We start from the raw sequence: 23925 nt of genomic DNA on the forward strand, positions 1-23925 counted from the left end.
TTTATCGAGACATTATGAAAACCACCGAACTACGCCAAAAATTCCTGAAATTTTTCGAATCCAAAGGCCACACCATCGTCCGCTCCTCCTCGCTCGTGCCACACGACGACCCGACCCTGCTGTTTACCAACGCAGGCATGAACCAATTTAAAGACGTATTCCTCGGCTTTGACAAACGCCCATACAACCGCGCCACTACCGCGCAAAAATGCGTACGCGCAGGCGGCAAACACAACGACTTGGAAAACGTCGGCTACACCGCCCGCCACCACACCTTCTTTGAAATGATGGGCAACTTCTCCTTCGGCGACTACTTCAAACGCGATGCGATCCACTTCGCTTGGGAATTCCTGACTTCCCCGGAATGGTTGAACATCCATAAAGACAAACTGTTAGCGACCGTGTATGCCGAAGACAACGAAGCCTACAACATCTGGTTGAACGAAATCGGCATGCCTGCTGAGCGCATCGTCCGCATCGGCGACAACAAAGGCGCGAAATACGCATCCGACAACTTCTGGCAAATGGGCGACACCGGCCCTTGCGGCCCTTGCTCCGAAATTTTCTACGACCACGGCGAAGAAATCTGGGGCGGCATTCCCGGCAGCCCTGAAGAAGACGGCGACCGCTGGATTGAAATTTGGAACTGCGTATTCATGCAGTTCAACCGCGACGAACAAGGCAATATGAATCCGCTGCCTAAGCCTTCTGTCGATACCGGCATGGGCTTGGAGCGCATGGCCGCCGTCATGCAGCATGTTCACAGCAACTATGAAATTGACTTGTTCCAAGACCTGCTCAAAGCCGTTGCCCGCGAAACCGGCGCAGCTTTCAGCATGGAAGAACCAAGCCTGAAAGTTATCGCCGACCACATCCGCTCCTGCTCATTCCTGATTGCAGACGGCGTCTTGCCTTCCAACGAAGGCCGCGGCTACGTATTGCGCCGCATTATCCGCCGCGCCGTACGTCATGGCTACAAACTGGGTCAAAGCAAACCGTTCTTCCACAAACTGGTGGCCGATTTGGTTAAAGAGATGGGCGATGCCTACCCTGAATTGAAAGAAAAACAAGTTCAAATCGAAGAAGCGTTGAAAAACGAAGAAAGCCGTTTTGCCCAAACTCTGGAAACCGGTATGGCTTTGTTGGAAAACGCGTTGGCTAAAGGCAGCAAAAAACTCGACGGCGAAATCATCTTCAAACTCTACGATACCTACGGTTTCCCATACGACTTGACTGCCGACATCTGCCGCGAGCGCAATATCGAACTGGACGAAGCAGGCTTCGAGCGCGAAATGGAAGCCCAACGCGCACGCGCACGTGCCGCACAAAGCTTCAAAGCCAACGCCCAACTGCCTTACGACGGTCAAGACACCGAGTTTAAAGGTTATAGCGAACGCCAAACCGAATCCAAAGTCCTCGCCCTCTACAAAGACGGCGAGCAAGTTAACGAATTAAACGAAGGCGACGAAGGTGCCATCGTTATCGACTTTACCCCATTCTATGCAGAATCCGGCGGTCAAGTCGGCGATGTCGGCTATATCTTCGCAGGCGAAAACCGCTTTGAAGTACGCGATACCCAAAAAATCAAAGCGGCCGTATTCGGTCAATTCGGCGTACAAACTTCAGGCCGTCTGAAAGTCGGCGACAGCGTTACCGCCAAAGTGGATGACGAAATCCGCAATGCCAATATGCGCAACCACAGCGCGACCCACTTGATGCACAAAGCTCTGCGCGATGTATTGGGCGAACACGTTGAACAAAAAGGCTCTTTGGTTACCGCCGAATCCACCCGTTTCGACATTTCCCATCCTCAAGCGGTAACTGCCGAAGAAATCGCCGAAGTAGAACGCCGAGTCAACGAAGCCATTTTGACCAACGTTGCCGTCAACGCCGCCATTATGAGCATGGAAGATGCCCAAAAAACCGGCGCGATGATGCTCTTCGGCGAAAAATACGGCGACGAAGTGCGTGTACTGCAAATGGGCGGTTTCTCTACCGAATTGTGTGGCGGTACACACGTTTCACGCACCGGCGACATCGGCCTCTTCAAAATCATCAGCGAAGGCGGTATTGCCGCAGGCGTGCGCCGTATCGAAGCCATCACCGGCCTGAACGCACTCAAATGGGCGCAAGAACAAGAACGCTTGGTTAAAGACATTATTGCCGAAACCAAAGCTCAAACCGAAAAAGACGTACTGGCGAAAATCCAAGCAGGCGCAGCACACGCCAAAGCATTGGAAAAAGAATTGGCACGCGCCAAAGCCGAACTCGCCGTCCACGCAGGCGCCAAACTCTTGGACGATGCAAAAGACTTGGGTTCAGCCAAACTCGTTGCCGCACAAATCGAAGCCGATGCCGCAGCCCTGCGCGAAATCGTTACCGATTTAACCGGCAAATCAGAACAAGCCATCGTATTGCTCGCCGCAGTCAACGACGGCAAAGTCTCCCTGTGTGCAGGCGTATCCAAACCGTTGACTGGCAAAGTCAAAGCAGGCGATCTGGTTAAATTTGCAGCCGAACAAGTCGGCGGCAAAGGCGGCGGCCGACCGGATTTGGCACAGGCGGGAGGGGCGGATGTTTCCCAAGTCGGCGCGATGCTGAATTCAGCAGAAGGCTGGGTTAGAGAGAAGTTAGCTTAATTCTTTGATTAAATAAGAAAGGTCGTCTGAATTATTTCAGACGACCTCTGTTATAAATTGTTTGAAGGTAAATAAATGCGTATTAGAAAAGGCCGTTATTTCCTCAGCCGAGTTGTAAAAATCAATCTTTCTCAGGAAAATTTGATAGATGCAATTTGTAATCCTGCAATTATCAAAGTTGGAAAATATAACTGGACAATAACGGATATGATAGACAAAAGGGATGATGAATCTTTACCTTTTATCTATGGTAGATTGGTTAAGTACGCTGATGATACTCAGGACGTAGTGGATGAATATAATCACACACAAGACCAGTCGATGACAGCAAACCTTGTCAAAGCATCTTCCCCATTTGTTTGTTTACCTAGATTTTCTGGATTGTGTTTCTTGCATGTATATAACGGTATAGAATCCGAAACGTTTCCCCGTAGGTTTAAGAAAATTATAGAGGATGCTCGTAATTTAAAATATAACGATTTATTGATAGAGTGCGATGTAGATGCAATTTCTGACTACGCTTCTTTCCGTAATAAAATCATAATGATTAAAAAAATTACTCAAATTGAAGCTACCGTATCTCCCCCTAATCCTCTGTTTGGCAGAATTTGGAAATCTTTAAAAGAGACCTTGGAAAAAAGGAATACAAGTACACTTAGAATTAATGAGGAAAGCGAAAAAAGAGAAGGATTAAAAACAAATCTTCACGACTTGGTTAATAGTATTGAGAAAAATAATATATCTAATTACAAGCAAGAAGTTGCATTGCCTGATGCTGCTATTCTTATGGCAGCAGATGGTTACGGTACAGGAAAAGTTGCAGGGGAAGATAATAATGGAGAAATAATAGAAGTAAGGACTAGAGATGTACAAAAAAGTTTTCTATTTGAAAAAGATCCATCCCCGGATTTCTTAGCACGAAAAGCTAATGAAGAATTTATAAAAGTTAGTGAAGAAAGAAAAATGGAGCATTAAATTTGAAAGAATTTATTAGAACATTTTTTATTAGTTTTGAATTTCTTACAATTTTATTCAGTATATTTGTATATATATTTTTTGGAGAAGTCTTAGAGAATTTGTTAAAAACGATAGCATTAAACGAAGATATGCTTAAATATATTTTGCCCATTCCAGTTGCAATATTCTGCTGGATTTTTAAGGATGGGGGAAAATTTCTCCTTCGTGATACAGAGTATGCAAAAATATTGGTTCACTTAGAAGAATATAAAAAATTAAAAATATGTTTTTATGTTGGCTTTATTTATGCGGTATCTTCGTTAATAATATGTATTATTTCCGCAGTAACTTATCAAAAGACGGCATTGCATACAATAGCTTTTTGTTGCGGCGTGCTAGTTTTATCAATTGTTGCAATTAGCTTTTATCTCGCTCATGGGGAGATAAAAGACATTTTTGTTAAAAGCTCTTCATAATTGTGCATAAGATTGTTTTGCAAAATCAACGAACTCACAGCAAGTGTGGTTTTGAGTAAGCCGTAGCCTGCATTCCCACCAACCGCGTGCGTGGCTACGCCACACACCCTACCTGCGGGCGACGCAAACCTTAAGATTAAGGTGTAGGGTGTGTGCGGTACGCACGCACGCGGTTTTTGTTGCTACCGAATGATTCCAAACCATGCCGTAATCCAGTCAGCAGCAAACGCAGCTTGGGTCATGCACCAACAAAACTCAATATCAAAGGCCGTCTGAAATTCAGACGGCCTTTCTGTTTTCATTTCAAGCTGATTAATCTTTAAATTTAAGCTTTTTATTCAATCATCTGACAATCAATCTTTCTCTACCGTAAAAAACAGTTCTTCCTGTTTCAAAGCATTACCGTCTGCATCGGTCAATGCTGCTTCTGCTGCAGAAAACTTGATAACGGCGAGGCTGAGGCTGCCTTGCTCTGTGAGTGCTGTGTTGAGGATGACGCCTGCTTCTTCCTCGCCGACTTTGACGGCAATACCGGCGGCTTCTAAAGAATCGCCGCTTAATACGGCCAGGCCGCGTTTGACTTGGCCTCGGTATTGGGCGCGGGCGATGATTTCTTGGCCGGGGTAGCAGCCTTTACGGAAATGGACGGCGCCGATAATGTGTTGGTTGAGCATTTGGGCAACAGCCGCTTCTTTGGTTGCGGCGCAAATCCATGGGTAGCCGCTGCGGATTTCGTGCAGATTCCACGCATTTTCGGCTCCTGCTTGATATTCGGCTGCGTTTTCGGCTGCTGAAATTTTCAGACGGCCTGTGTGCGGCAAGGCAATTTCTACGGTGTTTTCTTGAATTTGGGCTGGGAAAGACAATTGCGGTTCGGCAGCAGGATGAGGTTCTGCATTGTCTGCCAACTCGCCGCTGACTGCTAAATCAGGCATAAGCTCGAAGACGACCTTTGCACGCAAGACAAACATTCTCAGGCGTTTGACGATGGCTTCGGTCAAATCTTGCGCCATGACCAACAGCAAATCTTCTCCGCGATTGACGACCAACATATTCACCAATACACGGCCTTTAGGCGTATTGTATGTGGCATAACATGCCTGACCGATAGCTAAATTATTAATATCGTTGGATAATTGGCCATGAAGAAATGAAGCTCTGTCTTCACCGCTGACGCGGACAACGCCGAAAAAAGGCAGGCGGGTTTGCATAATCGACTCCTTAAATTGTAGATGCTGAATTATCGCCCAAATTGCCGCTTATTATCAAATAAATAAATTCAGGCCGTCTGAATGTTTCAGACGGCCTGTTGTTTGGATTCAAGCAATCAAAATTATTTGATGCTGACTTTACGGATAATCACGGCTTCGGTTGGAACGTCTTGATGATAGCCGCGTGTCGCTGTTTTCACTTTGCTGATTTTACGGACCACGTCCATGCCGGAAGTGACTTTACCGAAAACGGCATAGCCGTAGCCTTGAGGGGTTTTGCTTTTGAAATTCAAAAAGTCGTTGTCGGCTGTATTGATAAAAAACTGGCTGGTTGCAGAATTTGGATCGCCGGTGCGCGCCATGGCGATGGTGCCGACGTTATTTTTCAAGCCGTTGTATGCTTCATTGGTGATGGCTTTATCGGTGGATTTTTGTACCATATTCTCGGTAAATCCGCCGCCTTGAATCATAAAATTGTCGATAACGCGGTGGAAAATCGTGTTGTCGTAAAAACCTTTTTTGGCGTAATTGACAAAGTTTGCCACTGTTTTCGGCGCTTTGACTTCATCCAGCTCCAGTTGAATGTTGCCCATATTGGTTTCAATCACGGCATGGGTAACCGCTTGCGATTGCACGGAAAGTGAGAGTGCGAGGGCGCACAGGGTCAGTTTGATGGATTTTTTCATATGTCTTCTCGAATGATGTATTGTGAAAATGGAATATTAACCTTGTTTCGCGTGAAATCCATAAAAAACATGTAAGATTTTTCAAGCAAAAAACATAAGGCAATCAAATCAGGCCGTCTGAAAAGGGATAAAAACCAAATTCTTGCTTTTTATCATTCCTTTTCAGACGGCCTGCTATTACGGTCAAACCGAAATCAGATTAGAAATCCAATTCCGCTTTCAGCCAGTAAGTACGCGGCATACCGACGACGGCGAAGCTGCGGTCGTATTGGCCGCGCTGAACCTGCCAGTAGTTTTTGTTAAACAGGTTTTCTACCGAGCTGCTGACAGTTAAAGTATTTTTGCCGAGCTTGGTTTTGTAGCGCGCGCCTACGTCAACCAAAGTATAGGATGGGAAGGCGTATTGTTTTTGCGTGTCTTGGTAAGACTTACCGAAATACGAAACGTTTCCGTTTAAAGTCAAACCTTTGGCAAACGGTGTGTCCCACTCAATGCCTGCTTTGGCAATCACGCGCGGGTTGGCAACTTGTACGCCGTTAACCAAATTGTCGGCAAAATTCGGATAATCTTTTACGGTTGATTGCAGATACATCAGACCGAAAGTCGGACGCAGGGTTTTGTTCAACAAGTTGGCATAGGTATTGAACTCGATACCGCGGCTGCGTTCTATGCCTTGCTCCGAACCGCTATAAGCCAAGCCTGCATTTTTGCGCGCTGCGAAATCAGTTCCTGAAGTCGTGTTGCCGCGCCAGTAGCCCGGGCGTTTGATTTGGAACGCGTTCAGCGTCGTTACGAAATCGCCCCAGTTTTTGCGTACGCCGACTTCAAATTGACGGCTGACACGCGGATCTGCCATCGTTACATGACCGTCATCATCGGTACGGATGTCGGACGGCTCCAAATCTTCCATATAGTTGCCGTAAACCACCAAATCAGGCTGCGGAACCCATGCCGCCATCAACATCGGGCTGAAACGGCTCGCATCTGCTTTGCGGCCGTTTAATTTGTTTTTCTGCTCAACGGCTTGGAAACGTCCACCCAAAGTGAGGCGGTATTTGTTGTCGGCAAAACCAAGTGTGTCGGAAACTGCCAAACTGTTTACTTTGATCACGGTATCCAATGAAGGTGTTGTATTCCATGCGCTGCCTAAGTTGGAATCCAATTTTGCCAATTGAGTAGGAATGTCGATGCTCGGATCGATAACGCTACTTCTTGTTTGACGTGCGCCTTGATAAGTAGTGCGTTTGCGGTCGATGCGGTCAAATGCGGTACTCCAGTTGTGGCTTACCGGACCGGTTTCAAATTCTCCACGCGCAGTCAGATTCATACTGAGTGTTTTGAAACGCTGGTCAGTCAAACGCGCGCGACCTGAATTGTAGGTCAAACCGCTGCTTGTAACTGTAGGAGAGGCGAAATTACCGTAATAACGTGCATTGTTGTAGCCGATGCCGCCTGTAATTTGGGCATTTTCAAATGCATCCCATTCGAAGGTCAGCATATTCGTTTGACCGCGCGTGTTTTGAGCCTGCCAGCTCGGCGCCAAATTCACTTTGCCTTCAGGTGCGTCAAACAAGTGGCCGTTGGCGTTTTGAATGTCCTGCATACGCGCGCGGCCGCCGTTGGTTTTGCGTTTCGCGTAGATGGAATCGAACGCCACGCGCAGTTTTTCGCCTCGATAGTCGGCATTCAAGGCAAATTCTTTGTTGTCTTCGCTGTAACCGTGGCGCGGGGTGTCGCCGTGGCGCAGTTTGCCGTTGGCGCGCACGCCGAATTCTTTGTTTTCGCCGAAGCGTTGACCTAAATCGAATGTACCTTGGGCGCGGTTGTTGCTGAACCAGCCCAAACTGATTTTGCGGTTGCCTTCGTCGGCGGCTTTTTTGGTTTCGATGTTGACGGAACCGGATACCGCGCCTTCAGGGTCCATGCCGTTTACGGCAGTGGAGGCGCCTTTAATCAGTTGCGCGGAGCCGACTTGCACGCTGGCCGTACCTTGTGTGCCGTACATACCTGCCAAACCGTTGACGCTGAATTGGCGCGCATCAAGTTGGTAACCGCGGAAATACAGGCCGGTCAATGTGTTGCTTTCGCCGCCGAACTGCCAAACGGAAGCGTCTTTTTTCGCTACGGCATCCACCAAAGTACGTGCTTCGGTGTTGTTGAGGGCTTGTTCGTCGTAGTTGACGACGGTAATCGGCGCGGTAAAGGCGTTGGCTTTGCCCAATACGCCCAAGTTCACGCGGTCGCGCAAGTCGCCGTCGCTGGCGATGGAATAAGAACGGGCGGCTTTGACGCGTTTGGCGTCAGCGCGGACATTGACTTCCTGCAACTGCTGTTGCACGGGGGTTTCGGGTGTCGCTTCATCGGCGGCATAAGAAAATGCGCTCATAATCAAAAGCGGCATCAGGGCTAATTTGCTGTTCATAAAATACCTTCTGGTTTGAAATATTAATAATTCTTATTTCTTATATCGAGTAAAAAATTACAAAGTAATTTGGTTTTGCGATTATATTTGATAAGATTTCTGCTTTCCACAAAAACAAATAAGAACCGTTTGTAAATACAAAAATACAACAGTTCAGAAAACTATTATTACAGTTACCATAGTCAAATAAATTTGCCGTCCTTTCAGACGGCCTTTACTTCCTTTCAGAGAACACCCCATGCAAAAATGGCAAATCGAGCTTTATTCCACGCCGTCTTGGCTATTGCAGACCTTATTGATGGTCGCTGCAGCCTCGGCGGTAATTCTGTTTTTTGCACGCAACACACGCTTCGGGCGCGAGTTTAGCTATATCCTGCGGCTGTGTCTGACGCCGAAAAGTGCAGTTAAAGTATTGCTGCTGATTACGGCGATGATTACGCTGCTGCTGACCGAAGTGCGGCTGAATGTGTTGAGTACCTTTATGTCCAAAGGGCTTTACGACTCGATGCAGGATTTGAATGCCTCCGCGTTTTGGATGTTTGCAGCGATGAATGCAGGCGTGGTGTTGATACGGGCGTTTAACAACGTCGTCAACGACTTTCTCGATCAAGGCTTGGCGATTAAATGGTCGGAGCGGCTCAATGAAGTTTTGACTTCACGCTGGCTTGCCGACAAAAACTACTACCGCCTGCAAATGCGCCGCCACGCGCCGGACAATATCGACCAGCGTATCCAACAGGACGCTCAGGATTTCATCACCTCAACCATAGAATTTGTGCGCGGCATGGTCAATTCGGTCGTTACCTCGCTGGAATTTGCCGTTGTTTTGTGGGGCTTGGCAGGCATCCTGACCGTGTTCGGCGTCGACATTCCGCACGGCATCGTTTGGTTTGTCTATATGTTTGTGATTTTGGCGACCTTTATCGCCATGTGGATAGGCAACCCTTTGATTCGTTACAACTATGAAAACGAAAAGCTCAACGGCGACTATCGTTATTCCCTCATCCGCGTACGCGACCACGCCGAAAGCGTGGCGTTTTACAGCGGCGAAAAACACGAACACGACCAGCTTTCCGACCGCTTTAAAGCCATTATCCGCAACCGTTGGCGCATTGCGCGACAAAGCGTTTGCCTGAGCGGCTTTAACGATATGTTCACCAACGGTATCAAACTCTTCCCCATTATTTTGCAAGCTCCGCGCCTGTTTGCCGGACAAATCAAAATCGGCGACATCCAGCAGACCGTCCAAGCCTTCGCACGACTGCAAAACGCGCTGTCTTTCTTCCGGATGTTCTATAACAAATTCACCGCCTACCGCGCCCGATTGGAACGTCTGTACGGCTTTTTGCTGAGTACGGAAGAAAAACACACCGCACGACAACCCAACCTTACCGAAGTTTCAGACGGCCTGATCTTAGAAAACGTTGCCCTATACCGCCACAACGGCGAAGTTTTATTAGACGGTATCAATATCAACCTCAAAAACGGCAACTCCCTACTGATACGCGGCCCGAGCGGTTGCGGCAAAACTTCGTTGCTGCGCACGCTGGCAGGGCTTTGGCCTTTTGGCAGCAGCGGTAAAGTCAGCCATCCGCCGCATCAAGACATCCTCTTCCTGCCGCAACGCCCGTACACGGCGCAAGGCAGCCTGCGCGACGCGATTTGTTACCCCGACATCGACAAACAACATCCGGAACTAATCGAAGCTATGAACACCTGCCGCTTAGGTTATCTGGTTGATAAATTGGATAAACCCGACGACTGGCAACACAAACTCTCCCCCGGAGAACTGCAACGCGTCGCCTTCGTCCGCGCCCTGCTCTCGCAGCCCAAAGTCATCCTGCTCGACGAAGCCACCGCCGCCTTGGACGAACCGACCGAAGCCATGCTTTACCGCGCCTTAAAACAAAAACTACCCGACAGCATCATCATCAGTATCGGCCACCGCAGCACGCTCAATGAGTTCCATGATTTATGCCTCGATGTCGGTCATGTACAATGCTGAATTAATGGCATATAAAAGGCCGTCTGAAACAGTGAAAAACGAAATCAAACGATTTTGTCCTCGCCGTTTCAGACGGCCTTTTCAAACGCTATGGCATGTTTATTTGCTATACTCTGCATTGTGTTAACGTCGTCTAAAAAATATTTATGAAAACCCTGGCCCTTATTCCACATTACAACCATCCGACCACCATCAGCCACGTTGCCCAAACCATGCGCGGCTTCGGTTTAAACGTTTTAATTGTGGACGACGGTTCACGCGAAGAATGCAAACCTGTATTACAGGCTTTGGTTTCAGACGGCATTGATGTCCTTTACCGCCCCATCAACGGCGGCAAAGGCGCAGCGGTCAAAACCGGCTTGGAATATGCTGAAGAACATGGCTATACCCACGTTTTGCAGGTTGATGCAGACGGCCAGCATTGCTTGAGCGACACGCCCAAACTCCTCGCAGCAGCAGAACAAAACCCCGAAGCCGTTGTTTGCGGCTGGCCGCAATACGGCGACGACGCGCCCAAAGCGCGGCTGTATGGACGCAAAATTACCGATTTCTGGAACATGCTGCACACTTGGTCATGCGACATCAAAGACGGCATGTGCGGCTTCCGCCTCTATCCGCTTGCACCCGCGCTGTCCGTCGTCCGTGAAGAAACCGTAGGCGACCGCATGGACTTCGACACGGAAATCCTTATCCGCCTCTACTGGCGCGATGTCAAACCGGTTTGGATTAAAACGCCCGTCCAATACGCCGCCGACGGCGTGTCCCACTTCGATGCCTTTGCCGACAATATCCGCATCAGCAAAATGCACACACGGCTGTTTTTCGGTATGTTGAAACACCGATTGGGTAAAGTTTTCGGAAAGGCCGTCTGAAACTATGACCGACAATAAACAAACCCATTGGGCGGCGCAGCCAGAACGCGGCAGCCGCCTGTTTCTCGCTCTGACCACATTGATGGTGCGCTATCTGCCGGCTTTTTTCATGAGGCCGTGCATTTGGTTTGTGGTGCTGTATTTTTATGCAACCGCGCCCAAACCGCGCCGTCATGTCTTACGCTATCAAACCCGTCTTCAGACGGCCTTTCCCCATACCGTCCTGCCGAAACACAGCGTATTCAAACAATTCGTCGCATTTGGCGAAGCGGTTTGCGACCGTTTTGCCGTGTGGCAACGCAAAATCCGTTATGAAGATTTGGTAATTGAAGATCCGGACGACATCTATTCGCAAGTCAAGCGCAACGAACGCGGCCAGATTTTTGCCTGCTCACACTTGGGCAATACCGAAGTTTGCCGTGCGCTGGTGTCGCACCATAAAAATTTCAGACTCAATGTATTGGTGCACAGCAAACACGCTCAGGCATTTAACGAGGCATTGCAAAAAGCCGGCGCAGATCATATCCGTCTGATTCAGGTAACAGATTTGGATACCACCCTGATGATGGAATTGAACCACCGTATCGAAGACGGCGAATGGATTGCCATCGCGGCCGACCGTGTGCCTGTACGCGGCGAGAAAACCGCCGACATTAATTTCTTAGGCCACACGGCCCCTATGCCGCAAGGCGCATGGCTATTGGCTTCGCTTTTAAAAACGCAGGTAAACACGCTGTTTTGCGTCAAACAAAACGGCCGCTATCATTTGAAACTGCGCCGCTTTACCGATACTTCCAGCTGGAAACGCGGCAACCGTGAGGCTGCCGTCAAAGACGCGATGCAGGGTTTTGCCGACATTCTGGCGCAAGAATGTGCGCAAAATCCGCTACAATGGTTCAATTTTTATGATTTTTGGGGCGAAGACGCCGTCTGAAACCATCACACTCACTCTTTTAAACCATGAAAAAACACATCTACTGCCAACACAGCTTTGAAACCGAAGTTCCTTTTTTTGACGTAGATGCCATGCACATCGTGTGGCACGGCAACTATGTCAAATACCTTGAAACCGCACGTTGTGCTTTTTTGTCTTCCATCGGTTACGACTACAACGAAATGGGACGGCAGGGGTACAGCTGGCCGATTGTGCAGATGAACCTCAAATACATCCGCCCTGCCCGTTTCGGCCAAAAAATCCGCGTTGATATGGACATCGTCGAGATCGAAAGCTGCCTGCGTATCGATTACACCATTTACGATGCCGAAACCAATGAAAAACTGACCCGCGCTTCGACTACCCAAGCCGCAGTTTCGCTTTCAGACGGTCTGATGCAGTTTCAAACGCCGGACAGCTGGTTGGAAGCAGTAAAAAGACATCCGACATTTAAGGCCATCTGAAAAATTTATTGATTAAACAACATATTACCTGCTTATCAGCATTACCCTTTATAATTTTAAATTTCCGTTTTCAGACGGCCTTTTTCCTCAAACCGCACACATTATGCTACTGAACCTCAACCGCTTTGCCTTTCCTGTTTTCTTAAAAGAAATCCGTCTGCTTACTGCCCTCGCCCTGCCTATGCTGTTGGCGCAAGTGGCGCAAGTGGGTATTGGTTTTGTCGATACAGTAATGGCCGGTGGCGCAGGTAAGGAAGATTTGGCCGCAGTGGCTTTGGGCAGCAGCGCGTTTTCCACGATTTACATTACCTTTATGGGCGTAATGGCGGCGTTGAACCCGATGATTGCCCAGCTGTACGGCGCAGGTAAAACCGAAGAAGTCGGCAAAACAGGAATGCAGGGCATTTGGTTTGGCTTGTGTTTGGGCGTATTCGGCATGTTGTTGATGTGGGCGATGATTACGCCTTTCCGTCATTGGCTGACATTGAACGATTATGTCGAAGACACGATGGCGCAATATATGTTCTTTACCAGCTTGGCAATGCCGGCTGCCATGATACACCGCGCCCTGCACGCCTATGCCTCCAGCTTGAACCGTCCGCGCGTGATTATGTTGGTCAGCTTCGCGGCATTTGTATTGAATGTGCCGCTGAACTATGTGTTTGTTTACGGCAAATTCGGTATGCCTGCTTTGGGCGGCGCAGGTTGCGGCGTGGCAACGGCGGCGGTATTTTGGTTCAGCGCATTGGCTTTGTGGCTTTATATCGCCAAAGAAAAATTCTTCCGTCCGTTTGGTTTGACGGCAAAAATCGGCAAACCTGATTTGGCGGCTTTCAAACAGATTTGGAAAATCGGCGCACCCATCGGCTTGTCTTATTTTTTAGAAGCCAGCGCGTTTTCGTTTATCGTCTTTTTGGTGGCACCATTCGGCGAGGATTATGTTGCTGCCCAACAAGTCGTCATCAGCCTGTCGGGCATTTTGTATATGGTTCCGCAAAGCGTCGGCTCTGCAAGTACGGTACGCGTTGGCTTTTCGCTCGGACGGCGCGATTTTTTGCGGGCGCGTTATATTTCAGGCGTGTCGCTGGTGTTGGGCTGGGTACTTGCCACCTGTACCGCACTGCTCTTGGTCATCTTTCGATTTCAGTTAGCCGGTATGTACACCAACGATGCGGCAGTATTAGGCATTGCCGCGACCGTTTTATTTTTCGCTTCCCTATTCCAACTGGCAGATGCCACCCAATGTATCGCTTCATATGCGCTACGCGGCTATAAAGTGACCAAAATGCCGATGTTCATCCATGCCGTGGCTTTCTGGGGTTGCGGCCTGTTGCCCGGCTACTTACTTGCCTATCATGTCGATATGGGCATTTACGGCTTCTGGACTGCGCTAACCGTTTCACTGACGATTGCCGCCATCGCCTTGGTGTGGTGCTTGGAATTGTGCAGCAGGGAGATGGTCAGATCGCATAAGGCCGTCTGAAATTTCTTTCAGACGACCTCCATTGATATTTCATTTACGGCTTATTCACTTTTAAGGAAAAAAATGTTTTCAACCTCTATTATAGAAAAACTTGCTTACTATGTTTATTGCTTGATTGACCCTAGAGACGGCAACATTTTCTATGTAGGTAAAGGTGTGGGCAATCGCGTTTTCCATCATGCCCTAGGTTCATTACAAGAAACAGAAACGCCAAGTGATAAAATTGCCTTGATTAGGGAAATACATCAAAGTGGAAACCAACCCGTGTATTACATTCTGCGGCACAACATCCAAACAGACAAACAGGCTTTTGAATATGAAGCGATGGCAATAGACCTACTCTCCTTAGTCAAACCGAGCCAGCAGCCGCTGACTAATATTCAAGGCGGCACGCATTCTTCTGAAGTAGGATTGATGAGCTTGTCCGAATTAAAACGAAAATATGATGCGCAAGAATTGAAAACTGATAAACCTATTGTTTTAATTACGATTAATAATGAATACGAGAAACTGAAAAAAGACATCAGATCAGGGAATATTCCTGAAGCCAATAGGGATAAGGAAATTTACGAACGCACACGGAAATATTGGAAAATCGGAAGCCGACGTGAAAAAGCAAAATATGCAGTTGCAGTCTATCGCGGCTGGACATTGGCAGTGTATGAAATCGAAAGATGGATTTCTGCCGACGATATTATTCAAGGCCGTTGGATGTTTGAAGGCAAGCCGTTACCAGAAGGCTCCGACATTTATGAAGAAATCGTGAATAAGCTGACCTATTCTTCCCAAGAAAACTATAAAGCCCCCCAAAACCCCATTACCTATCGTAATTGTTAAATAGTAAGTTTTCAGACGACCTGAATCCACAAAATCACAAATCATCATGCAACCCATCCAATATCAAACCGACCTTACCCCTTACAACACTTTCGGCCTGAAAGCCCAAGCCCAAGCATTTGTTGCACTCAAACATGCCGACGAGTTGCGCGACATTGTCAGACTGCCCGAGTTCAACCGAGATACTGTTTTATGGCTCGGCGGCGGCAGCAATATCCTTTTGATGGAAGACTATGCCGGTCTGGTCGTGCATATGGAAAACAAGGGAATACGCGAAATTGAGCGTTCAGACGGCCTGGTTTATATCGAGGCTCAGGCTGGGGAAATTTGGCATGATTTTGTTTTGCACACGGTTGGGCTGGGTTTAAGCGGGCTGGAAAACCTCAGTCTGATTCCGGGCACGGTCGGCGCGTCTCCGGTACAAAATATCGGTGCATATGGTGTTGAAGCGAAAGATGTTATCCATAGCGTACGCTGCTTTGATTTAGATACGGACACCTTTGTCGAGCTTTCCAATGCCGACTGTGACTTTGCCTATCGTGAAAGCCTGTTCAAACAGGAAGGCAAAGGCCGTTATGTGATTGTTTCGGTTGTATTTGCATTAAAAGAGCATTTTGTGCCGAACTTGGGCTATGGCGATTTGGCGGCCGCGGTTGCCGAACTGAGCCAAGGCCGAGAAGCAACAGCCAAAGATGTTTCCGACGCAGTGTGTGCAATCCGCAACAGTAAACTGCCTAATCCTAACGTACTTGGTAATGTCGGAAGTTTCTTTAAAAACCCTGTTGTCAGCGTCGAAAAAGCTGCCGATTTGTTGCAGCAATACCCCAATATGCCACGCTATCCGCAGCCTGACGGTTCGATCAAACTCGCGGCCGGCTGGCTGATTGACCAATGTCGTCTGAAAGGCCATCAGATCGGTGGTGCGGCTGTGCATGACAGACAGGCTTTGGTTTTGGTGAATAAAAACAATGCGTCCGCTCAAGATGTCCACCAGCTGGCACAATATGTTTGTAATACAGTATTTACTCAATTTCAGGTAGAATTACACGCAGAACCCAACTGGCTGCCGACTTCATACAGCCTATAAAACAAAGGAGTGTATCCCATGCCGCGCATTGCTAAAGTCAACACTTACACACGAATCATCAATGCCAGCCTCGCCTTGTTCAACGAAGAAGGCGAGCGCAATATCAGCACCAACCATATTGCCGCCCACTTGGGCATCAGCCCGGGCAATCTCTACTACCATTTCCGCAACAAAGACGAAATCATCGTCCAATTGTTCAAACGTTACAGCGAGGCCCTGCTTGCCTACCTCAACGAAGCCGTGTTGCCGTCTAATGTTGAAGACTCCATCAACTACATGGCCGGTATTTATGATGTGATGTGGGAATATCGTTTCCTTTTCAGCGATGTGAACACCCTGCTTGCCCGCAGTGCCGAATTATTGGGCGAACACAATACCTTTACCCAAGCCAAAGTTTCCCCGCTGTTGGTCAACCTGCTGATCCAGCTCAACGGCCTGAACATCATCAGCGCAGACCAAACCGCCATGAACGACCTTGCCGTCAATATGTGGATGGTGACAAAATACTGGTTCGACTTCGACAGCTCCCTGCGCGGCCGCGCCAAGTTGACCGAAGACTCCAAAGTACGGGGCATCAGCCGCACACTCAGCCTGTTGCGCCCTTACCTCCTGCCGGAACACCGTGCCGAATTCGACCAAAAAATCGGCAGCAACCATTGATTTTTCCATACAAAGGCCGTCTGAAAACGTGGCTTTAACCAAGTTAAAGCTATTTTCAGACGGCCTGTTAATTTTCGGATGCTTTATTTATGCACCTTCCCGATATTTCGATTCTCGGCTTAGGCTATCTCGGCCTGCCGCTGGCACAGAAATTTTATGAGCAAGGCAGTCAGGTAGCCGCCATCAAACGCAATCTGACCTCCGACGACATCAATCTGCCGATTGAACTCGACATTATCGATTTGAATCAAAACGATATTTTTCACAGTTCGGCCTTGTGGCAAAACCACATCAACAAGCCGACATGGTTTTGCCTGCTTCCGCCTTCGTCATTAAACCATTACGCCGATACCCTGAAAAAATGGATTCAACTTGCCGAGCAATCTAAGGTACAACACATCATCTTTACCAGCAGCACCAGCGTGTATGGCGACCAAGCACGCGTATGCGATGAAACCACGCCGCCCAATCCGCAAACCGAATCCGCCCGTCAAATCCTTACGGTCGAGCAAGCCTTGCTTGAAAGCGCCGTCCCCCATATCGACATACTGCGACTGGGCGGACTTTATTCCGCCGACCGTCATCCCGTTACCAAGCTGGTTCAAAAAACACGCATCCAAGGTGGCAATCAACCCGTCAATATTCTTCATAAAGACTTGGCCGTCCAAGTCCTTTTTCAGACGGCCTGCCAAGCTGACGGCAAGCGTATCCGCAATATTGTCGAACCCCGCCACCCAAGCCGGGCCGAATTTTATACTGCCGAAGCGGCCAAACTCGGCCTGCCAGCTCCTGATTTCATTGTTGATGACAAAAGCAACGGCAAAATTGTAAATACCGTTTGCGCAGACGGGCTAAGCCTGTAAAATTGCGACTCAATCCATTAATCCGTTTCAGACGGCATTTAGAGTAAACCATGTCCGCCCTATTTCCCCTTATCAACCACCTGATACAGCAAAATCCAGAGCAACAGCGCGAGCTGTCTGAATTTGCAGGCAGCATCATCTGCATCAGCCTGACCGGTTTCAGACTGACCGGACGCATCAGCGAACAAGGTTTTCTTGAAACCGCAAACGAAACCGCCGACACCAACATCACATTCCACAACAGCGCCATCCAAAAAATCCTCCAAGGCGGCCAGCCCGGCGTGGGCGACATCAGCCTCGAAGGCGACTTAGTATTGGGCATGTCCGTCCTTCCTATTTTGGGTGGACTGCGCTATTATCCGAGCGAAGATTTGGCGCGTGTATTCGGTCATGTGGCCGCAGAAAGCATCAGTTCGCGCGCCGGCGATATCGGCCGCACCATGAAAAAAATCGGCAAAAGCATTGCCGAACAAATCAGCGACTTTTCACGCGAACCCGAATCCCCTGTTATCGACCAAGCCACGCTTGCCGCATGGTTGGAAGAAGTGGACAAACTGCGTGACGACGTTGCCCGCCTAAACGAACGCCTCGACCGCCTCGAGCGCGATATCTGGATAGATTAGACACTTAATTTCAGACGGCCACTATCATGAAAAGCCCATTCAAAAACATCGGTATCGTTACGCGTCCCAATACGCCCGAGATTCAAGATACCGTCCACACATTGGTTTCTTTTCTGCGCGAAAACGGCTTCACCATCTATCTGGATGAATTGAGCGTAGAAGAACACTGCGTCTATATCCAAGATTCCGCATACTGCGAAACCGTAAACAAAGCCCAGCTGGGCAAATATTGCGACCTCGTCGTTGTGCTCGGCGGCGACGGCACCTTCCTCTCCGCCGCCCGCGAAGTCGCCCCGCGCGCCGTCCCCATCATCGGCATCAATCAAGGCCACTTGGGCTTTCTTACCCAAATCTCACGCGACACCATGGTTGAGGGCATCCGCCCCGTACTGGAAGGCAAATATCTGCCTGAAGAGCGCATCCTCATTGAAGCCAGCATCATTCGTGACGGCGAAACCATCGAACGCGCCCTCGCCCTCAACGATACCGTACTGTCTCGTGGCGGCGCAGGCCAAATGATTGAATTTGAAGTATTTATCAATCAAGAATTTGTCTATACCCAACGTTCGGACGGCCTGATTATTTCCACGCCGACAGGTTCGACCGCTTATGCACTTGCCGCCGGCGGCCCCATCATGCAGGCCGGACTGCACGCCTTCACGCTTGTGCCTATCTGTCCGCAATCCATGACCAACCGCCCGATTGCCATCTCCGACACCAGCGTAATCGAAATCCTCATTACCAAAAGCGGCGACGCACGCGCACATTTTGACGGACAATCCCATATCGACGTGCAAAACTTCGACCGCATCATCATCCGCCGCTATCACAATCCCTTGCGCGTCCTCCATCCCACCGATTACCAATACTTCAAAACCCTGCGCCAAAAGCTGCATTGGGGCGAACAATTGATTTAAAGACCACTTCAATAAATAGGCTTACCATGAAAACCATTTCCCAAACCTTAATCATCGCGCTGTGCGCCCTTTCCTCCCTATCCGTCTCCGCGCACGGCATGCACAAAAGCAAACCCTTGTCCTTTGAAGAATTGCCGAAAATCTGCCAGCAATACTTTACCCGAGCAGATGCGTGTTACCAAAAAGCAGGCGATAAAGCATCGTTCCAACGTGACAACACAAAATACCTGCGCCAAATCCTGCCCGCCGCCGACGTAGGCCAACGTGAACGCATGTGCCAAATTGCCATGGATACATTCGCCGAAAAAACAAAAAACTTGAGCTGCGAATAAAGGTCTCAGTCTTAGCTCTAGCAATTTCTGATTCCATAAAAAGGCCGTCTGAAACATTAGATTGTTTCAGACGGCCTTGGATTCGGATTTCAAGTGCAACACTAGTGTATCAGTGGTTGGAACAGATTCAAGAATAAAACACTTGGCGTTTCGTAGCCAAGTGTTTTTCTTGGTCGGTGGTTCAACTCATCTTGAACCCTGCGTATCTCCCGATTACTGATGTTGCGGAAATCGGTTTGTTTGGGGAAGTATTGCCGGATGAGTCCGTTGGTGTTCTCATTCAGCCCTTTCTCCCAAGAATGGTAAGGGCGGCAAAAATAAGTCTCCGCTTTCAATGCTTTGGTTATTTTGGTGTGTTGGTAGAACTCGCAGCTAATGTAGGAAAAGGTGCTGCTGAAGCTGCGGGGTTAGGGGGACTAGCCTTAACTAAGTTGCCAAAAGGAGCCAATGCAAACGAAAAATTGCCAATTGTTGGGAAAACAAAAGGATATGAAAACCATAAGATTAAAATTTCTTCTGGTGCGGAGAATAATGCTAAATCTATCCCATTAAAAGAGCAGCTATCAAACGAAATGCTTAAAGCACAAGGCACAAAACTTGAGAAGATTGATGTCATTGCGAGAGTGGATGTTAATGGCAGGGTTTATGTTGATACCAATCAGATGGCTAGGGCGGATAAATTTTCAGATCCAAATAAACTGACACTAATTGCAGAAAATGTGGCAGCGAAACCGCCTTTAAAAAACGGCTCGCCTTATCCAAATAGTAATATGGAAAATGCTCATGCAGAAATAGGAGCTATTCAACAGGCTTATGACCGAGGTGTAACTAAAGGTAAAAGTATGGTCATTAATGTTCAAGGTAAGGATGTTTGTGATTATTGTAAAAATGATATAGCTACAGCTGCTGAAAAAGCTGGGTTAAAATCTGTTACTGTTTATGCAATAGATAATAGAACTAAGTTACCCAAAGTGTACGTTTGGTCTAAAGGTCAACGATCAATAAAGGAACCAAAAAAATGACAAATAATTTATTTTTTACCTGTGGATTTCAAAGAGGAAAGGACTGGATTATAGCATCTAATAGGGAGAGAGTATCTTCTATTGATAAAGATAAAATGATATCTATACTTAATAATATTGAACTAAATGAGGGGGCTGCGGGGTTAGAGTTTATCCCAGAGCCAGAAGTTGGAATCTCAGGATTATCAGTTCAATGTGACGGTGAAAGATATTTATTTACTTTAATTGAGTATGGAAAAGATAGGGAGTTCCTAATTAGAACAAAATCTGACTTTAATGGTACTCCTGGATTGGTTTACTTTGAGGGAGAACCCTATCCAGCTTGTTCGGTGATAGAAGACTTTGATTTTATTAAAAGAGTATTTATTGAGTTACTAGAAACCGGAAATGTTTCTTATGAGTTAATGGATATATAATTTAAAACATCTATATTATGTATGGCATTCATTCGATTGCCTATTCGCAACTGGAAAGCTATTTTTACCTGTTTGCAGTCCGCCGTAGCGGACATTGGCTTTCAAAAGCTGGTTGAGGATTTTCGATTTATCCCTTCTGTCTATGAAGTACAGGCAGTATTTTGGCGGCTCGAACTCTCCTCAGTCGTCGGCGTAGATTATTTTACTGCCCGTTGAATATCGTGTCCCTCATGAGGCAATGTTCGGATATTGGTTCATAATTTGCCTATAGAAAGCGGGATTGCCCAAACTACCGTTGCCCACGCTACAGCCTGCATAGGCCTAAATCAAAGGTCGTCTGAAACCGCATTTTTGAGTTTCAGACGACCTTATATATTTACTTTTCCCCTTCCCTACCCATGCGACGCCATATTGTCGCGGTGGATGACTTCGTCTTCTCGCCAAAAAGTTCGAGGTCGCCTAAATCATCTTTGATTTGCTGCCATCGTTGCAGCAAAGGTTTATCCCACGGATGTTGGGTAGGTGCAGTATGACTACGGGCATAGAGGCCGTGCGCGGCAAAACAGTTGTTTTGCCCATCTAATTTTTCGGTTAAAACCAATTTCGGCAGCTCGGCAAAATATGAAAGAAAGCCGCGCGGCATAAAACGGTCGTCAGAGGTGGTACCGAGGCTGATGGGCGCGTGCAGGCTGCGGGCGTATTTTTGAGGTTCAGTTGTCGTCATAATATTTTTCCTTTTTATTCATTTTTTAATTTTCTTTTCAAGTATTCCCAGCGACTTGTTATATTTTCCCCACCATATTTCCTTGTTTAGAAACCAAAAGTTGGTCGATTTTCAAATTTTCGGTATCGATGATTTCAAACTTATAACCGGCATAAACCAGAAAATCCGTACGCTTCGGGATTTTGCGCAGGGAATACATCATAAAGCCGGCGATGGTTTCGTAGTTTTCCGAATCGGGAAACTCTTCGATATCCAACGCACGCATGACATCGGCGAGCGGGGTCGCGCCGTCCACCAACCATGTGTCTTCGGTACGGCGGATGATTTGCGGCTCTTCTTCGGTATTGACCAGCTCGCCCATCACAATGCTCATCACATCTTTCAGCGTTACCACGCCGACCACCAGCGCGTATTCGTTCACTACGACGGCAAAGTCTTCGCCAGAAGTCTTGAAGGTTTCCAAGACATCGTAAAGCGACAGCGTATCGGGGATAAACAAGGCTTTACGCAACACGCGCTTGTCGGTCAGCCGGACATCTTTTTCTCTTAAAAATAAGGTCAGCAACGTATGCGATTCGATATAGCCGATAACGCGTTCCAAATCGCCGTCGCACACAAGGAATTTGTTGTGCGGTTTGTCCGACATTATTTCCAACACGGTATCGCTGTCATCGTGTTTATCGAAATAGGCGATGTATTCGCGCGTGCTCATGGTAGAAGTGACCGTACGCTCCTGCATATCGAAAATGTTTTCAATCAGATAGTGCTCTTGTTCTTTCAATACACCAGCCTGTGCACCAGCATCAACGACGGCATAAATATCTTCCGAGGTCAGCTGCTCCTGACGGACGGTTGAGATTTTGAAGAGTTTGAATATTGCGTTTGCCAACCCGTCAAAAACCCAGACAAGGGGCTTTAAGATAAAAATCAGAAACATCATCGGACGCACAATACGTACCGCCACCGCTTCGGGATGGGTCATTGCCATACGCTTAGGCATCAGGTCGGCAATTAAAATAAAGCTGCCTGTAACCAGCGAGAAAGTCAGCAAAGAGGCAACTGTGCTGCCCCAACTGCCTGCGTTCTCCAACAGCTTGCCAAAATAAGGACGTATTGCCGCCTCGCCGACAATACCGGCAAGAATGGCGACGGCGTTCAAACCGATTTGGACGACGGTAATAAAACTGCCCGGCTGCTGCTGCATATTGATTACATCAAGCGCACGCGTATCGCCGCCGTCTTTCGCCATGACCTGCAATTTGATTTTGCGTGCCGAAGCAAGCGCGAGTTCGGAACAGGACACAAATGCGCTAATAACAATCAGCAGGCACAATAATAGTAAGGCTTCAAAAATATTCATGAAAATGTGTGTGTATGGTATAGGTTAAAAATATTCAAACAGCAAAGGCCGTCTGAAAAATTCAATTTGATCTTAGATTTGCGTTTTATTTGTCAGTGATGCGTGAAGCAAATGATGGTATTGAAATAAATTTTACTTAAAAGTAAGTCATATTTTTTCAGATAATCTTGAGGAAAACCTCATTATCTAGACAGATAAGGCACGACACTTTCCTTCAATATTTCTATCAACTCTTCATCCATGTATCTGTAATCATCAGGAATATCTAAAACAATCATTTCCTTATATTGCAAAGCACGGGGGAACTGTGCCAGCAGACGGCTCTTATGTTTTTGTTCCATCACGAAAATCTTATCCGCCCATGCGATGTCGTCTATGGAAACAGTATGCCGCGCATTGGGGCTGGTCCCTGCAGAACGTGCCTGTACATTTGGATAACGTCGAAATACGGTTTCAGCGGTAGGACTGCGCCATTGGTTACGACTACAAATAAAAAGTGCATTCATAAAAATTAAAAAAGGCGGAAAATATCCGCCTTGTGAAAACCATCTCGATTGAATCGAAAATGTATCTTTTGAGTTAGTCAAACCATTCAGCATCAAATTCATGCTGTCTGAACGGATAAATAAAACCCAATTTTTGTGCACGTTTGATTTTATTGCTGCGGAGATATATCAAATCCCACTTTTTTTCAGGTTTATATTTCAAAGGATTTTTGCCATGTACACGATGACTGGGGCGTTGCTCTTGATGTCGTCGCCATGCACGGCTACGACTTTGATCTAAATTGTCCATTATCTGCTTTCTAATTTTGTTTCGGAAATCGGGTTCAGCAGCCGCGATTTTTATGTATTCGATTATTCGGCAAGAAAATAGGATGACAAAATTATAGCGAAATTAAAGATATAATGCCAATATTAAACAATTTATTACGC

General features: G+C 47.5%; 25 protein-coding genes and 1 pseudogene. 18 read left to right on the forward strand and 8 right to left on the reverse strand.

Features of this window, described 5'->3' with window-relative positions:
- Nucleotides 1–14 precede the first annotated feature (14 nt).
- The 4 genes from alaS to ACTHTY_RS06105 all read left to right on the forward strand — a co-directional run bounded on the left by alaS (nucleotide 15) and on the right by ACTHTY_RS06105 (nucleotide 4395).
- Nucleotides 15–2639 (forward strand): alanine--tRNA ligase, encoded by a 2625-nt coding sequence (gene alaS / locus ACTHTY_RS06090; protein WP_440366792.1) that lies wholly within the window; start codon nucleotides 15–17, stop codon nucleotides 2637–2639.
- Between the two features lie 75 nt (nucleotides 2640–2714).
- Nucleotides 2715–3614 (forward strand): hypothetical protein, encoded by a 900-nt coding sequence (locus tag ACTHTY_RS06095; protein WP_440366794.1) that lies wholly within the window; start codon nucleotides 2715–2717, stop codon nucleotides 3612–3614.
- 2 nt (nucleotides 3615–3616) lie between these two features.
- Complete coding sequence (locus ACTHTY_RS06100; RefSeq protein ID WP_108700149.1) at nucleotides 3617–4072, forward strand: hypothetical protein; 456 nt, start codon at nucleotides 3617–3619, stop codon at nucleotides 4070–4072.
- A gap of 176 nt (nucleotides 4073–4248) precedes the next feature.
- Nucleotides 4249–4395, forward strand: coding sequence for a hypothetical protein (locus ACTHTY_RS06105; protein WP_440366795.1), 147 nt, complete (start codon nucleotides 4249–4251; stop codon nucleotides 4393–4395).
- 30 nt (nucleotides 4396–4425) lie between these two features.
- Here the strand turns inward: ACTHTY_RS06105 and ygfZ are convergent, their stop codons facing one another.
- The 3 genes from ygfZ to ACTHTY_RS06120 all read right to left on the reverse strand — a co-directional run bounded on the left by ygfZ (nucleotide 4426) and on the right by ACTHTY_RS06120 (nucleotide 8391).
- Nucleotides 4426–5283: a CAF17-like 4Fe-4S cluster assembly/insertion protein YgfZ gene (gene ygfZ / locus ACTHTY_RS06110; RefSeq protein ID WP_440366797.1), complete on the reverse strand. Its 858-nt coding sequence runs from the start codon at nucleotides 5281–5283 to the stop codon at nucleotides 4426–4428.
- A 122-nt stretch (nucleotides 5284–5405) separates the two neighbouring features.
- A complete protein-coding gene (locus tag ACTHTY_RS06115) occupies nucleotides 5406–5969 on the reverse strand; it encodes a peptidylprolyl isomerase (RefSeq protein WP_440366799.1) in 564 nt (187 codons plus the stop codon).
- Nucleotides 5970–6168: 199 nt separating this feature from the next.
- Nucleotides 6169–8391 carry a TonB-dependent receptor gene (locus ACTHTY_RS06120; protein WP_440366801.1) on the reverse strand — a complete coding sequence of 741 codons (2223 nt, stop codon included), beginning with the start codon at nucleotides 8389–8391 and terminating at the stop codon, nucleotides 6169–6171.
- Nucleotides 8392–8629: 238 nt separating this feature from the next.
- On the opposite strand from ACTHTY_RS06120, the gene ACTHTY_RS06125 reads away from it, so the two are divergent.
- From ACTHTY_RS06125 to ACTHTY_RS06180, 12 genes are all read left to right on the forward strand, one after another.
- Nucleotides 8630–10396, forward strand: a complete 1767-nt coding sequence (locus ACTHTY_RS06125) for an ABC transporter ATP-binding protein/permease (protein WP_440366803.1) — start codon at nucleotides 8630–8632, stop codon at nucleotides 10394–10396.
- A gap of 146 nt (nucleotides 10397–10542) precedes the next feature.
- Entirely contained in the window at nucleotides 10543–11268 is a 726-nt protein-coding gene (locus ACTHTY_RS06130) for a glycosyltransferase family 2 protein (protein ID WP_128582544.1), read from the forward strand.
- A 4-nt stretch (nucleotides 11269–11272) separates the two neighbouring features.
- Complete coding sequence (locus ACTHTY_RS06135; protein WP_128582543.1) at nucleotides 11273–12202, forward strand: LpxL/LpxP family acyltransferase; 930 nt, start codon at nucleotides 11273–11275, stop codon at nucleotides 12200–12202.
- A gap of 26 nt (nucleotides 12203–12228) precedes the next feature.
- Nucleotides 12229–12666 (forward strand): acyl-CoA thioesterase, encoded by a 438-nt coding sequence (locus ACTHTY_RS06140; protein WP_128582542.1) that lies wholly within the window; start codon nucleotides 12229–12231, stop codon nucleotides 12664–12666.
- Nucleotides 12667–12769: 103 nt separating this feature from the next.
- Nucleotides 12770–14149, forward strand: coding sequence for an MATE family efflux transporter (locus tag ACTHTY_RS06145; protein ID WP_440366806.1), 1380 nt, complete (start codon nucleotides 12770–12772; stop codon nucleotides 14147–14149).
- Nucleotides 14150–14212: 63 nt separating this feature from the next.
- The gene (locus tag ACTHTY_RS06150; RefSeq protein WP_070714017.1) at nucleotides 14213–14986 is read left to right on the forward strand and encodes an LEM-3-like GIY-YIG domain-containing protein; all 774 of its coding nucleotides are present in this window, start codon (nucleotides 14213–14215) and stop codon (nucleotides 14984–14986) included.
- 46 nt (nucleotides 14987–15032) lie between these two features.
- Nucleotides 15033–16073, forward strand: a complete 1041-nt coding sequence (gene murB, locus ACTHTY_RS06155) for a UDP-N-acetylmuramate dehydrogenase (protein WP_440366807.1) — start codon at nucleotides 15033–15035, stop codon at nucleotides 16071–16073.
- An 18-nt stretch (nucleotides 16074–16091) separates the two neighbouring features.
- A complete protein-coding gene (locus ACTHTY_RS06160) occupies nucleotides 16092–16733 on the forward strand; it encodes a TetR/AcrR family transcriptional regulator (protein WP_440366808.1) in 642 nt (213 codons plus the stop codon).
- 89 nt (nucleotides 16734–16822) lie between these two features.
- A complete protein-coding gene (locus ACTHTY_RS06165) occupies nucleotides 16823–17596 on the forward strand; it encodes an SDR family oxidoreductase (RefSeq protein ID WP_440366810.1) in 774 nt (257 codons plus the stop codon).
- A 50-nt stretch (nucleotides 17597–17646) separates the two neighbouring features.
- Complete coding sequence (locus ACTHTY_RS06170) at nucleotides 17647–18219, forward strand: ubiquinone biosynthesis accessory factor UbiJ (RefSeq protein WP_004519967.1); 573 nt, start codon at nucleotides 17647–17649, stop codon at nucleotides 18217–18219.
- 26 nt (nucleotides 18220–18245) lie between these two features.
- Nucleotides 18246–19136, forward strand: coding sequence for an NAD(+) kinase (locus tag ACTHTY_RS06175; protein WP_039863638.1), 891 nt, complete (start codon nucleotides 18246–18248; stop codon nucleotides 19134–19136).
- Between the two features lie 26 nt (nucleotides 19137–19162).
- Nucleotides 19163–19468, forward strand: a complete 306-nt coding sequence (locus ACTHTY_RS06180) for a hypothetical protein (protein WP_049332487.1) — start codon at nucleotides 19163–19165, stop codon at nucleotides 19466–19468.
- 101 nt (nucleotides 19469–19569) lie between these two features.
- On the opposite strand, the pseudogene ACTHTY_RS06185 reads toward ACTHTY_RS06180, so the two are convergent.
- Nucleotides 19570–19836 (reverse strand): annotated as a pseudogene (locus ACTHTY_RS06185) (IS30 family transposase); the annotation flags it as partial.
- A gap of 204 nt (nucleotides 19837–20040) precedes the next feature.
- Between ACTHTY_RS06185 and ACTHTY_RS06190 the strand changes: the two are divergent.
- Together ACTHTY_RS06190 and ACTHTY_RS06195 are read left to right on the forward strand one after the other, a co-directional pair.
- Nucleotides 20041–20490 (forward strand): cytidine deaminase-like fold-containing protein, encoded by a 450-nt coding sequence (locus ACTHTY_RS06190; RefSeq protein ID WP_440367033.1) that lies wholly within the window; start codon nucleotides 20041–20043, stop codon nucleotides 20488–20490.
- Entirely contained in the window at nucleotides 20487–20906 is a 420-nt protein-coding gene (locus tag ACTHTY_RS06195; protein ID WP_440366811.1) for a DUF6911 family protein, read from the forward strand. The genes ACTHTY_RS06190 and ACTHTY_RS06195 overlap by 4 nt, the downstream gene beginning before the upstream one ends.
- A 376-nt stretch (nucleotides 20907–21282) precedes the next feature.
- On the opposite strand, the gene ACTHTY_RS06200 is transcribed toward ACTHTY_RS06195, so the two are convergent.
- The 4 genes from ACTHTY_RS06200 to ACTHTY_RS06215 all read right to left on the reverse strand — a co-directional run bounded on the left by ACTHTY_RS06200 (nucleotide 21283) and on the right by ACTHTY_RS06215 (nucleotide 23785).
- Entirely contained in the window at nucleotides 21283–21630 is a 348-nt protein-coding gene (locus tag ACTHTY_RS06200; protein ID WP_314577344.1) for an RNA ligase family protein, read from the reverse strand.
- A gap of 58 nt (nucleotides 21631–21688) precedes the next feature.
- Entirely contained in the window at nucleotides 21689–22990 is a 1302-nt protein-coding gene (locus ACTHTY_RS06205) for a hemolysin family protein (protein WP_440366813.1), read from the reverse strand.
- Nucleotides 22991–23172: 182 nt separating this feature from the next.
- Nucleotides 23173–23598: a low molecular weight protein tyrosine phosphatase family protein gene (locus ACTHTY_RS06210; protein ID WP_234394521.1), complete on the reverse strand. Its 426-nt coding sequence runs from the start codon at nucleotides 23596–23598 to the stop codon at nucleotides 23173–23175.
- Nucleotides 23570–23785 carry a hypothetical protein gene (locus ACTHTY_RS06215; RefSeq protein ID WP_003679777.1) on the reverse strand — a complete coding sequence of 72 codons (216 nt, stop codon included), beginning with the start codon at nucleotides 23783–23785 and terminating at the stop codon, nucleotides 23570–23572. The genes ACTHTY_RS06210 and ACTHTY_RS06215 overlap by 29 nt, the downstream gene beginning before the upstream one ends.
- Nucleotides 23786–23925: the final 140 nt, after the last annotated feature.

This window comes from Neisseria sp. P0019.S002 (genome assembly GCF_051957155.1).
GTDB lineage: Bacteria > Pseudomonadota > Gammaproteobacteria > Burkholderiales > Neisseriaceae > Neisseria > Neisseria perflava.